We start from the raw sequence: 12,952 nt of genomic DNA on the forward strand, positions 1-12,952 counted from the left end.
ACTCTCTACTCAACCATCGTATTTCTTCTATCAATCAACATAGACTATTAGGGGTACGTTCCAATTTTCAGTAGTCAGAGATCTGATCGGATACGCTTATAGAAGGAAATCGCCTAATTGCGATCTAAACATGTGTATATTATGATCGAAAGAACAAAAACTATCCTGCATGCTCCATCGACGAAGCATATAGTACTTACAGATTCCTCTTCATACTAACGCTTTCTCTGAGACAAATTGGTGTGATGATCCCGCATAGCTTGAATGAAATTCCGTGCATTAGAACGCAATTTCAACAAGTGCTTTGATCCTTCATTAGCGGGATATCATCTGACCGCAGACATACGATCCACGGCAAACCTGTATGTACTGTTCACCACATCTACATATTTCAGAGCCTGACCTACACTTATCCATTGATCCTTAGCGATCTCATAGAGATCGGTCTTCACGCCCTCCCTTATCGTGGCGTCTATGGCCGGCGTCAGCTCAGAATCTGTCGTTTCTATATTTATGAAGTTGAATACCGACGGATCTAATATGTAAAAGGCCGCAAGTGCCATGTTTGAAGGTGGAACCTCTGGCTTCTCCACGACCCCGACAACCGCATCTCCCTCCATTCTTACGACGCCATATTTCGTGGGATCGTCCACCCTGAACGATACCAGAAAGTTTCCGGATCTGTACCGTTTCAAGATATCCTTCTCCAGATCCGGATCGATGATCATGCCATCTCCCGCATTCAGCACGAATGGAGAATCTATGTACTCTCTTGCCAGATATACAGCATAACCGTAGCCTCTCCTTTCTTTCTGAATTATGATCTGAAGTTCGGGATAACTATCCTCTATAAATTTTTTGGTTACACAGTCCTCCTGATCCAGAACTATGTATATTTCGTTCACTCCAACATACTTCATCCTGTATATCACGGCATCCAGTATAGGCCGTATGACAACTGATCCATCACGAAAATCGTAAACGGAGAATAGCTCCTTACGATAATATTTTGAAGCCATAGAACGTTTTCCAAGCCCAGCGGCAGTTATGAGACCTTTCATCCAAAGCTCTATCTGAATGATGCTTATAAATTATGCAGAGGCTCAGCAATAAATTTAATAACTGGGCATATTCACTACCATGGATGAGTTCTTTCTGATGAATTCTTTCGACCTTGCGGGAAAGACCGTATACTTGAGAGTTGATATAAATGCTCCGGTGAATCCACTTACCGGCGAGATAATGGGTATTGATCGATTCAAGGCACATGTTGATACGATTAGAAATCTAAGAAATTCCAAGGTTGTTATTGTGGCCCATCAGAGCAGACCAGGAAAGGACGATTTTATATCGCTAAGACAACACGCACAGATACTTTCCCACGTGCTGAACAAGAAAGTTCAGTTTGTGGATCAGCTATTCGGCAGTCAGGTCAACAAAGCTGTATCGGAGATGTCTGATGGCGATATACTGATGCTTGAGAATGCCAGGTTTTATTCGGAAGAGGTTGATCTGACATCCATAGAGAGCATGGAGTCCTCAAATATAGTTAAGAATTTGACTCCCCTGTTTGATTATTTTGTGATAGATGCGTTCGCGGCCATACATAGAGCGCAGACGACCCTGGTTGGTTTCCACAGAATAAAACCCAACATAGCTGGAAACCTGATCGAGAAAGAGGTAGGGATGATAGAAAGGTTCAGAAAGATAAAGGATAGGCCAAAGATCGCAATACTCGGTGGCGCCAAGATCGAGGACTCAATAGCAGTCTCAGAGAACTTCCTCTCCAATGGCTTTGTCGATAAGATTCTTACTGGGGGCGTTGTTGCTAACGCCTTTCTCTGGGCATCTGGCGTAGATATAGGCAAGAAAAACAGGGATTTCATCATCAAGAACAATGGAGATTATGAAAAATTGCTGGAAAAATGCAGATCTATACTCTCAAAGTATGGAGATAGGGTGGTCATGCCGACTGATTTTGTGATGAACCCCTCCGGTGAGAGGATATCACTGAACGAAAAGATACCAGAGGATCAGATCCTTGCGGATATAGGCCTGGACACCATCGTACAGTATTCGAGCATAATAGATGGAGCTAGAGCAATATTCATGAACGGCCCTATGGGCATGTATGAAATTGAAGAGTATTCGTCTGGAACAAGGGAGATTTTTAACGCTGTTGCCCATTCCAGGGCATTCAAGCTCGCTGGCGGTGGCCACACGTTGAGCGCACTGGACAAGCTTGGTCTAACAAAGATGATCGATCACGCATCCACAGGTGGCGGTGCACTGATAAGCTATTTAAGTGGTGAAACAATGCCAGTTCTCGAGGCATTGAAGGAAAGCAGGAGACTGTTTGAGGGATGAAGTATGGCAAGAAATGTAGAAGCACAGTTGAATTATATTGAATCCCTGATCTCATCGGTTGATTCGCAGATTGATACCCTTAACAAGGCACTCATAGAGGTGCAGAATACCATTGAGCTGTTATCAAATGCAGATGTGGTGGGCAGTCAGGAAAAATTAATCTCAATAGGATCTGGGTTATTCGCCAAGGGAACGGTCAGTCTTGATGAAGACCTGATAGTACCCATAGGTTCAGGTGTATACGTTGCCGAAAGTAAGGAAAAGTCTGTAGACAGGCTGAAAAAGAACCTTGAAGATATAAAAGCGTCAATTCAAAAATTGCTAGACCAGAGGAGAACTCTGGTTGATCAGTATAATACGGTTTATGCTACAGAGGCTACCAGAAACGTGAAATGATGGATTATGTTTGAAAAGCTGCGCAAAAAATTTGCAGAGATATTTCGCAGGAATAAGATCGATCCAGACGAGGTGGCCGATGAGATCCCTCTGAAGCTTGTTGAAGCTGATGTCTCTTTAGAGACTGCAGAAGACCTGGCCAGCCTAGTCAGGGAAAAACTGAGGAAGGAATCCGGTTCGTTCGATCCAGACGAGGTGCTTTCTTCATCCATAAAGGAGATCATCGGTGATTCATCCCTAGATATCCTCGGTGTGAAGAAGAGACCCTATGTTATCCTGTTTCTTGGGATAAATGGAACGGGTAAGACAACCACCATCGGGAAGGTTGCTCACTACCTTAAGAAAAATGGCAAGAGCGCCGTCATTGCAGCCGCAGATACATTCAGGGCAGGAGCTATAGAGCAGATATCACTGATAGGCAGGGAAGCCGGTACGGAGGTCATCAAACATGACAGGGGAAGCGATCCGTCTTCAGTTGCATTTGATGCCATTGAACATGCAAAGGCCAGAAATATAGACTATGTACTGATAGATACAGCCGGAAGGATGAACACGAACAGAAACCTGATGGACGAGATGAGGAAGATAAAAAAGGTATCAAAACCTGATCTTACGTTGCTTGTTATAGATGCGGTCTCTGGTCAGGATTCTGTGAATCAGGCCAGAATGTTCGAAGAAAATGTTGGCTATGACGGTGTTGTAGTGACGAAGCTGGATACAGATGCCAGAGGCGGATCGATCCTCTCCATATATCACGACCTGAAGAAGCCTGTTGTATTTGTCTGCGTGGGGCAGGGTCTGGATGACATAATGCCCTTTGATCGGGATTGGTACATTAGAAAGCTCCTGCCAGAATCTGAAAATAGGACAGTTCAGGAATGATCCATATATCTAAAAGATCATGGATAAAATTTACCATTCTTTCATTTTCAATATTCTCTGCGTAGCATAACGGTAGCCTGAATAGTCGATATCTCACCCTTAATTTTCTCAGAAACGAACGTTTTTATCCATTTATAATATGTTGCGAATAATCAGATAGAGGTCGGAGAATGAAAGCCGTGGAATTCAGATGGTTGAATTTTCTGGATAAATACAAATCATCGGCAAAGCACAACCTCTCTAACAGTGGCCTACCCGAACCGGATCTTAGGGAGATGGGTATCAACGTGGATTATGAGGAATATTTGAATGATAAGACTGATCAGGAGGCTGCACTTCGCGATGCAATAGCTGAGAGATACGGTGTGGAAAGAGACAGCGTGCTGATCACAAACGGCGGGACAGAGGCAATATTTCTGGCCTCGGCCTTCATCAGCATATATTCCAGGCGAGTCTTCGTACCCTTGCCAGAATACGAACCACTTTTCCTTGTACCGGAATCGCTTGAAAGAGAAGTGGAAAGGGTAAAACTGGAAAATATAACACGTGCAGCTGATGAAAGAGATAGCCTATCAATGAGCCTGCCAAACAATCCCACAGGAAAATATGGTGATATGGCCGACCATATCAACAGGGTCAAAGATTCTTATAAGTATGTATATCTGGACGAGACCTTTCACGATTTTATAGAAGATAAAAATGCATCGATCTATGATGGCTCAAAGAATCTTATCGTTTCGAATACCATGACTAAGTTCTTTGGTCTCAGCAGCCTCAGAGTTGGATGGATAGTATCACATCCAGAGAACATATCTGGGATGAGAAGGTTGAAGGATCTCACCACGATCAACAACGCAAAGTTCTCGCTGTATCTTGCAAGAAAATCTCTGGAAAGATGGGAAAAATTCAGGGAAAGGGCCCTTGGTGTAGTGAAACGAAATGCAGAAATAGCGCTGAAGGAGATATCAGAGTTCGGTCTCTACGACGATCATTATGAGGGTGCACCCTTTCTATTCGTAGGAGACGGAAAATTAAGATCGGAAGAACTAACAAAGAAAGCTGTAACAGATTATGGGATATTGGTAGCGCCCGGTTCCTATTTTGGTCTGGATGGTTACCTCAGAGTATGTCTTACGTCGTATGAGATCAGAAATGATATAGATGCATTCAGAACATTTGCCGAAAGAGAGTTAAAGAAATGAGCGGATTCAGATCAGCATTTTCGTTCTTCACCGTATTGCCCATAAAGGGTGAACTAGAACCTGATCTCATAGCATACCTACCATTTGTATCACTTTTTGATGCTGCAGTTGGCGTGTCGTTGTATGTTGCGGTGTATAGATACTCGATCCTAATGGCCTCGTTCCTCTCCATATCTTCTATATATATGCTCAATGGTTTGAATCATGTAGACGCTGTGACCGATACTGGCGATGCCCTGATGGTCAGAGATAAGACGAGATTAAAGGATGTTCTCCTTGATCATCATATAGGTGCTGGCGGTCTCTTCGTCTTCCTTTTCATATATCTCCTGTCCTTTATCTCACTCTCAGCCACCAGACCATATATGGCCATTGCCTCCATAATAACGGCAGAGTTCTTGTCCAAATCAACTATGATGCTGATACTGCATAGATCAAGACCTTTATTTGAGGGGATAGGCAGCGCATTCATCGATATGTATAAACGGCATCCTTATGCTTATACGGCTGAATTCTTGATCATACCGATGGCAATTTCTCTGATCTTTCCAGCAGCAATTATCCTTGCCACTGTTCTCACGTTACTTTTTTATGTTATACTTAGAAAGCTGCTTAACCTCAAATTTGGGGGGATAAATGGGGATATTGCAGGGTTTACTGGTGAAACTGTCAGATCAATTCTCATATTCACGGTATTTATGTTATCTCAATCCAGTATGCTGTCTACATACGACATTCTCTCGAAGATCATATCATTGCTGTGATCATGCGGGATAGGTAAATCGTTTTCTGAGATGTACTGAAATGCATGAAGGAAATCGGATATATCTGAATCATCTTCGTATACAACGGCGAATGAAGCGCAATCCTGTTGAATTCCGCATTGTTCCATGGCATCCTGAATCTGATCGCTTCCGGAAAGATACATCAGTATGAGTATGCCAGGATCACGTATCCTGCTTCCATTCTCCGATCGCCTCAATGACCTTTCGATGGCCGAAGCTAGATGAACCTCTGAAACTATACATTTGCTCCGTATAGGTTGGAATATTCCCTTTCTAGATCGAACAAAATTGACGATATCAGAAATATTCAATTGACCGTTTGATCTAAAAAATTTAACTTTAAGCCGCATTGTTTCCTGCCCTGGTCGTTGCAGTGGTTGCTGGTCTCTGCGGCTTTATTATCTTTGCTGCATTTATCAGGTTTGATATTCTGTCGAAGAGCTTTTCCTTCTCAGGCGAATTGACGAGGGCCACCCTCAATACATCCTCTATGGTCTTCGCTGGGATGATCTGTATCTTATTTATATGCTCTGCATCAAGTATTATGTCGTTGTAGTTCAGATCTGGTACTATGACCTTGTTCAGTCCTGCTTCTATTGCGGCTTCAACCTTTGCAGTTACTCCACCCACAGGCAAAACATCTCCTCTAACGCTAAGGGAACCGGTCATTGCTACGCTCTGATCCACTGGTATATTTTCAATGGCAGATATCACCGCAGTGGCTATTGACACGCTTGCCGAATCGCCTTCCACACCCTCATATGTGCCAACAAACTGTATGTGAATATCCATATTGGATATGTCCTTCCCCGTCAGCTTCTTGAACACGGCCGAAACGTTGAGAACGGCTTCTTTCGCTATATCACCAAGCTTTCCGGTTGCTATTATATTACCTGCCCCTTTATGCTCAGCTGGCGTGACCTCAGCAACTATCGGTAGAACGACTCCAGTATATTCTGACATGCCGGTATCAGCGCCGACCACCGCCAGACCATTCACCATTCCGACAACGCTACCCTCAGTCCTGAATGTCTTGTAGATCTTCTTTATCTCTATGGATCTATCTGCTATCTGCTGTTCAAGAGGCTTAGCAAGATTCTTTGCAGCTATCACATCTGCAGCAGATACAACGGTCTTTTTCTGGCTTACGGCAATGTCTCCGGCTACCCTCACGAGACCACCAAGTTCCCTAAGCCTTAATGTCAATTTGTTTCTCCTGCCTGACCTCTTCTGTGCTTCTTTTATTATCTCAACTATAGCGGATTTATCGAAATGAGGTATCTTTTTATCCTTCTCTACCTCTTGAGCTATGAACTGAACGAGCTTTCTCCTGTTCTCGTCGTTGTCATCCATATAATCGTTGACCACAACCTCATAACCGTATCCCCTTATCCTCGATCTAAGAGCGGGATGCATGTTCCTTATAGCATCGTAATTTCCTGCAGCCACAAGAACAAAATCACACGGCACAGGCTCAGTTTGAACCATAGCACCTGCGCTTCTCTCGCTCTGTCCAGATATGGGATACTTCTTCTCCTGCAATGCCGTAAGAATTGCCTGCTGATCCTCCGGCCTTAGCAAGTTTATCTCATCTATGAAGAGAACCCCCTTGTGCGCCTTATGTATGTTTCCTGCTTCTACCCTTTCATGGGCGGGCGTCTCTAGGCCACCAGATTGAAACGGATCATGCCTCACATCGCCAAGCAGTGCACCCGAATGAGCCCCGGTTGAGTCCACAAACGGTGGCTTATCGTTTGGACTGTGAGATACAAGCAACTTCGGAACCATGGCCCTTTCATTTCTGATCACAGGGTTGAATGCCATCGCCATATATAGAAACGCGGCTGCCATTATCGCAAAGAATATCAGCGTTATGGATCGTAGAACAATCGCTGCTATTATTCCAAGCAGAACCACTGAAAAGATGACAAACATTATGCTTCTCGATCTGTCCCGCTTCTCTCTCTCCGCCTTTATCTGATACTGTCTTACTATTTCCTTGCCCTTTCCAGCGGGAACGGTTTTGATCTTTGGTTTATTTGGATCTTCAGGATTAGGAAAAACGAGAATATCTTCAAGTTCACTCTTGGGCAGGAAATCTACCATTGACTGTGCGAGCATTGATTTTCCGGTACCCGGTTCTCCAATCAGGATCACGTGCCTTCTCTGCAGGGCTGCCTTTTTTACTATTTCGCCAGCCTGATCCTGCCCTATGACCTGATCAAAAAGGAGTTTAGGTACATGTATATCCTTGGTCGTCTCTATGTCTAATTTACTGACCCACTCCTCGACGCTCTCAATGTTTTCTTCCACAACTTCATAATCAAAATTTCATAAATAAGTCTTTCCTAAATTAGAACGGTTAAAATGTCGCTATAGTTGAGATCTTAAAGCCAATATTTCACCTTAAAAATAACATATCCAATTGAGATCGATTCGAAAAATGAATTATAAAAAACTGATGGTAAAACAGTAAATCCTTAGCCAATTTCCACGGTATACACTTTTTTGTCGCTGAACATGTTTTTCATATTTCTTACTTCTTCAACTATCTCTGGATTTATCTTAAAGTATTTGAATCCATTCTTGGACTGCTCCACTATCACAAGGCCCAGCCCAATTAGACTCTCTTCACCTGTATACCTAACACCTAATCCTTCAAGACAGCCTTTAACGTTCGATGGATCTGATTTAACAGCCCTTGAGATTTCTGACAGATAGGATCTGTACGGATATATGGAGAGAAGATAGAAAAGAACCTTTCTCCTGAGTTCGCTTCTATTTAATGATCTTAATATGTTCCCATCAACCATCGGTTCCATAAATGAAGATGACATAAACCGTATTTAAATTTTTTTAGTATATACTGCATCATTTAATTTTCACCTGTTCTTCCTCCACCTTCTCCACTACCAGGATCAGGCCCTCTCTGCCAACTATCTTCACTTTTGAGCCTGCCGGTATGCTGGAGCTTGTACTGGATCTGGCCTGCCATTCTATTCCATCCACAGAAACCCAGCCCCTATCGTCTATACTACCCACAGCATATCCAAACTTGCCAATGAGGGATTCGGCACCGGTCCATTTTCCTCTGTATTTGAAGGCGCGAACTATACGACGTATATAAAACGCTAGAAATCCAGCAACAATCACTATCAGAATGGATGTGAGTATGTCGAACGTTGTGAATGGCGATGGTGAATAACCAGGATTAGATGAATAATATGGAGAAGCAAGAAGAAATGTACCGATAAGACCCACAACTACTCCCGATAGCAATGCAAAGCCATGACCCATCTTTGCTTCAAGTATTATAAGAACGGATCCAAAGATCAACAACAGCACGCCTACGAGGGATGCTGATATCAGCTGAAGACCAAGAAAGCCGAGGATCAGCAGTGTAATACCAATAACCGTCAGAATCACGCTCCCATGATAAATATCAAGCATTATAGCTACGAAACCAAGCAATATAAAGATTCCGTCAACGTATGCATTACTTAAAAAGCTGAGGAAATTATCATACGCGGAAGGATACACCGCAATCCTCGGATAAGATGAGAGTGAAAGCGAGGCCAGGGCTTCAGTGAGTGAGCTATATACACCATTTATAATGTGAATCTTATAGGCCGTGGTATCATTATAAGCTGTGTTATTGCTTACCATAGAGTATGCGGCAGTTGTATTTCTCCCATGCTCCGCTGCCAGACTGACCATGTACTGCTCCATGGCGCTTTTTACGTGCTGTTCCTCAAGTGACGTTCCCCCGACAACGATCGGGGTTGATGGTCCGATATATGTACCATTGGCCATGAAGATATAATCGGTTGCCATGGCGACATAGGAACCTGCCGACGCGGCCATAGCGTTCTGAGGCACATATGTTATTGTGATTATACCCCTTGTTTCTACGCTGGTTATAGCCGACACCATCTGGATCATGTCTTCCAGCTCGCCGCCCGGGGTGTTCATATCTATTACGACAGCTGCAGTGGTTGAATTGGATAAAGAGCTCAATGTGCTGGTGATCATTGCTGAGGATCCGGCATCTATAGCCTCATCAAGGTATATGACAACCACGTTCTTCTGCGGTTGAGCCTGAGAATTCGAAGAGATACCCATAAGTATCATGATCGAAAAGAAAACGACGATTATTATAGGAATTCGATGATCCATCGATATAATAAATTAATGCTTCCTTAAATATGTACCCATATATTCTGCTGTGGCTATCACATGTCCGCTTATAGTATTATCAAACTCTTTTCTCTTCATCCCCGGCTTTTCGAAGGTTCTGTCAAGAGCGAGGATCTTAAAATAATACCTGTGCGGCTTTCCCGGAGGTGGGCATGGACCGCCGTATCCTTTGTTCCCAAAGTCATTTATACCGCTGATCACGCTGGATGACTTCAAAATTGAACCGTCAATTTTTTTAGTGTTTACTGGAATATTGTAGATGATACAGTGAGTGAACAGTCCTGATGGAGCGTCCGGATCATCAACTATAAGCGCAAGAGCCTTTGCCTTATCGGGAACTCCCTCTATCATTATCTTAGGCATCTCATCTGATCCATCGCAGGTAAACTTCACAGGTATCTGCGAACCGTTGCTGAAATCTTCAATCTTTATCTCCATAATATTATATCGATCAACCAGTATTAAGCTTTATTGAGAACTCCAGAACTGCGTGAAACTCTCCTTACAAAACTGTTTCCCATGAAGACATAGGCCATTGCAGTAGCTAAAGTGGCAGCCGCAATCATCGTCCAGAATGTAACTGTGGAACCTCTAAGGAGATAAAGAAAATAGAGGCCGAATATAGTACCGAAGAAGCGGCCAAAACTTGTAAGAAGGTTGTATGAGCCTATATATGTACCCTTTTTATCGGCTGGGGCCAGAGTTGTTATGATAGTTTGGGTAGTTGGGGCCATAAAGTCTTCACCTATCGTGAATATGAGCATAGCTATCAGAAAGTATGCGAACGCACCGTTGAATGCAAGCACCATAAACCCGGCTGCATAGTATATTGTTCCTATTCCCCTCCAGAAAACTGCGTTCATCCTGGATGACATGAGCCTCAAGATCGGCATCTGAAGAGCAATAACAGCCAATCCATTCACAGAATATATCAGACCTATGTCTATTAGAGGGAGGGCCTTAAGATCAAATGCGTAAACCGTCAGTGTGGGTCCATTCTGTCTGAGGGTAAAGCCAAGCACCACGCCCACGATTGTGAAAAGGAAGAAGAACCTATCCGATTTGAAGATCTTGAACTTTATCTCCTCTTTATTAACATTCCTGATGGTATAGGTCTCCTTGACGTTGAAGTAAAGCATGAACAGCTCTGCTATTGTGAGGAGTGACGCAAGGATAAATATATATGAGAAATTTATGGAGCTCAGTATACCGCCAATGAGAGGCCCGATTGCAGCTCCAAGATTGGCGAGTATCCTTATGAGTGTATATCCGGAAAGCCTCTCACTCACACTTGTTATATCCGCAACCGCAGCTTCTATTGCAGGATACTGCAGGGAATTCAATATTATGGTTCCATACCATGGTATAATGAGATATATGAACTGCAGGTGGTAAAATACGGCAATAAACATCAGAAAATAGAATATACTAGCCGGTATTGGTATTATTATCAGAAATGACCTTCTTCCGATCCTGTCGGTCCACTTGCCGGCATAATACTGAACGATGGCCATTATAACGGCAGATGAACCAAGTATGAGCCCTGTCAGAAGGAATGAAATATGGTATATACTTATGAATATTAAAGGGAGGAAGATGAATGCGGATACTCTTCCTGATGCGCGTATGAATCTTGAAAGCCCCAGATAGAGAACCCTCCTATCCAGAGATCTAAAACCATAAGAATATACCATAATCTATATCCTGATTGCTTCCGATATTTTAACCTCTCCCACCAAATATGCAATATTCTGAAATATAAGGGTAAAAATGTTAAAGCGAAGATCATAAAGAATACGTTAGATGAGCATTTCAGGTGGTAGCATCACCATTCCAATTGATGGAGAATTTATCATGAGTCATGCCCTGAACTCAGGTTATGGAAATGAGGATGCAAACAGTGCAAAATCTCATTATATCAAACGTGATGCGATAAAAACGTATATGCATAGATAGATCCTCAAACTGAATTTACAACTATTCAAAAGCTATTTCACGGAAGAAAATAATATATGTCTATGATAGAAATTTTTTAAGGACCTTCAAAAATATCGTGCGAGATCAATGATCATTGAGAACAGGATTCCAACTATGTTTATATAGAAGAACAAATATACCTGATAGATGCTACCGTCACCATCCGAATACACCAAAAATCCAATAAAGATTGAAATGCAAAGGAGCTTGGAAAGGAACAGCAGGGTTTATAAAGAGATGTTCAATGATGCACAGAAAAAATATTCAGATGCCATCGATAAGTTAACTAAACTGACCGACGCATACCTCAGAGAAAAGGCAGAGGTTGAAAATTTCATAAAGATCAAGGATCGCGAAGTAGAGCTTTCAAAGAAGAACGCGAACGAAAAATTGCTAAAGGATTTTCTACCTGTTCTCGATTCAATAGACGCAGCGATACAGGCAGAAAAGGATAACAACCTAATAAGGATCAGGGATCAGATGCTCGGAGTGCTTTCCAAGTATGGGCTCAAACCGATCAAGGCAGAGGGGAGCAGATTCGATCCATATCTTCATGAGGTGGTCGGTGTGACGACAGATGGTGAGGATGGCATGATAAAATATGAAGTTCAAAGAGGATACACCCTTAACGATGGGGTGCTCCGCACATCGAAAGTAATCGTTGTTAAAAGGTGATGATGAATGTCAAAAATAATAGGTATTGATCTAGGTACAAGCAACTCAGCTGCTGCAGTAGTGATATCAGGCAAGCCGACTGTTATCCCTAGTTCAGAGGGCGTATCTATCGGCGGTAAAGCCTTCCCAAGTTATGTAGCGTTCACAAAAGATGGGCAGATGCTGGTAGGTGAACCGGCCAGAAGACAGGCTTTGCTGAACCCTGAGGGGACGATATATGCCGCCAAGAGAAAGATGGGTACTGATTATAAATTCAAGGTATTTGATAAGGAGTTCACTCCACAGCAGATATCTGCTTTTATACTCCAGAAGATAAAGAAAGATGCGGAAGCTTTCCTTGGCGAACCAGTAAATGAGGCGGTTATAACCGTGCCAGCATATTTCAACGATAATCAGAGACAGGCAACAAAGGATGCTGGGACGATAGCAGGTTTTGATGTTAAGAGAATAATAAATGAACCTACGGCTGCC

General features: G+C 42.9%; 14 protein-coding genes. 7 read left to right on the forward strand and 7 right to left on the reverse strand.

Features of this window, described 5'->3' with window-relative positions; all coding sequences use genetic code 11:
• Positions 1–326 precede the first annotated feature (326 nt).
• Entirely contained in the window at positions 327–1,061 is a 735-nt protein-coding gene (locus Q0C15_RS01805; protein WP_297215351.1) for a nucleotidyltransferase family protein, read from the reverse strand.
• A gap of 79 nt (positions 1,062–1,140) precedes the next feature.
• On the opposite strand from Q0C15_RS01805, the gene pgk reads away from it, so the two are divergent.
• From pgk to cobS, 5 genes are all read left to right on the forward strand, one after another.
• Entirely contained in the window at positions 1,141–2,367 is a 1,227-nt protein-coding gene (pgk, locus tag Q0C15_RS01810) for a phosphoglycerate kinase (protein WP_297215355.1), read from the forward strand.
• 3 nt (positions 2,368–2,370) lie between these two features.
• Complete coding sequence (pfdA, locus tag Q0C15_RS01815; RefSeq protein WP_297215357.1) at positions 2,371–2,763, forward strand: prefoldin subunit alpha; 393 nt, start codon at positions 2,371–2,373, stop codon at positions 2,761–2,763.
• 6 nt (positions 2,764–2,769) lie between these two features.
• The gene (gene ftsY, locus Q0C15_RS01820; protein WP_297215359.1) at positions 2,770–3,645 is read left to right on the forward strand and encodes a signal recognition particle-docking protein FtsY; all 876 of its coding nucleotides are present in this window, start codon (positions 2,770–2,772) and stop codon (positions 3,643–3,645) included.
• Positions 3,646–3,815: 170 nt separating this feature from the next.
• On the forward strand, positions 3,816–4,847 hold the full coding sequence (locus Q0C15_RS01825) for a pyridoxal phosphate-dependent aminotransferase (RefSeq protein WP_297215362.1): 1,032 nt from the start codon (positions 3,816–3,818) through the stop codon (positions 4,845–4,847).
• A complete protein-coding gene (gene cobS, locus Q0C15_RS01830) occupies positions 4,844–5,611 on the forward strand; it encodes an adenosylcobinamide-GDP ribazoletransferase (protein WP_297215365.1) in 768 nt (255 codons plus the stop codon). The genes Q0C15_RS01825 and cobS overlap by 4 nt, the downstream gene beginning before the upstream one ends.
• On the opposite strand, the gene cgi121 is transcribed toward cobS, so the two are convergent.
• The 6 genes from cgi121 to Q0C15_RS01860 form a co-directional block, all read right to left on the reverse strand.
• The gene (cgi121, locus tag Q0C15_RS01835; RefSeq protein ID WP_110642008.1) at positions 5,554–5,982 is read right to left on the reverse strand and encodes a KEOPS complex subunit Cgi121; all 429 of its coding nucleotides are present in this window, start codon (positions 5,980–5,982) and stop codon (positions 5,554–5,556) included. The two genes, cobS and cgi121, sit on opposite strands and share 58 nt — an antisense overlap.
• Positions 5,972–7,945, reverse strand: a complete 1,974-nt coding sequence (gene lonB / locus Q0C15_RS01840) for an ATP-dependent protease LonB (RefSeq protein ID WP_201796945.1) — start codon at positions 7,943–7,945, stop codon at positions 5,972–5,974. The genes cgi121 and lonB overlap by 11 nt, the downstream gene beginning before the upstream one ends.
• A 167-nt stretch (positions 7,946–8,112) precedes the next feature.
• Positions 8,113–8,454, reverse strand: coding sequence for an archaellum operon transcriptional activator EarA family protein (locus Q0C15_RS01845; protein ID WP_110642010.1), 342 nt, complete (start codon positions 8,452–8,454; stop codon positions 8,113–8,115).
• Between the two features lie 49 nt (positions 8,455–8,503).
• Entirely contained in the window at positions 8,504–9,763 is a 1,260-nt protein-coding gene (locus tag Q0C15_RS01850; protein WP_297215370.1) for a nodulation protein NfeD, read from the reverse strand.
• 57 nt (positions 9,764–9,820) lie between these two features.
• Positions 9,821–10,267: a YbhB/YbcL family Raf kinase inhibitor-like protein gene (locus Q0C15_RS01855; RefSeq protein WP_297215373.1), complete on the reverse strand. Its 447-nt coding sequence runs from the start codon at positions 10,265–10,267 to the stop codon at positions 9,821–9,823.
• Between the two features lie 23 nt (positions 10,268–10,290).
• The gene (locus tag Q0C15_RS01860; protein WP_297215376.1) at positions 10,291–11,523 is read right to left on the reverse strand and encodes an MFS transporter; all 1,233 of its coding nucleotides are present in this window, start codon (positions 11,521–11,523) and stop codon (positions 10,291–10,293) included.
• A 430-nt stretch (positions 11,524–11,953) separates the two neighbouring features.
• Between Q0C15_RS01860 and Q0C15_RS01865 the strand changes: the two genes are divergently transcribed.
• A complete protein-coding gene (locus Q0C15_RS01865; RefSeq protein WP_297215379.1) occupies positions 11,954–12,481 on the forward strand; it encodes a nucleotide exchange factor GrpE in 528 nt (175 codons plus the stop codon).
• Positions 12,482–12,487: 6 nt separating this feature from the next.
• Positions 12,488–12,952 (forward strand): Hsp70 family protein (locus Q0C15_RS01870; RefSeq protein ID WP_297215381.1); only part of this gene is annotated, 465 nt, incomplete at its 3' end.

Origin of the sequence: Thermoplasma sp. (assembly GCF_023256435.1) — an archaeon.
GTDB lineage: Archaea > Thermoplasmatota > Thermoplasmata > Thermoplasmatales > Thermoplasmataceae > Thermoplasma.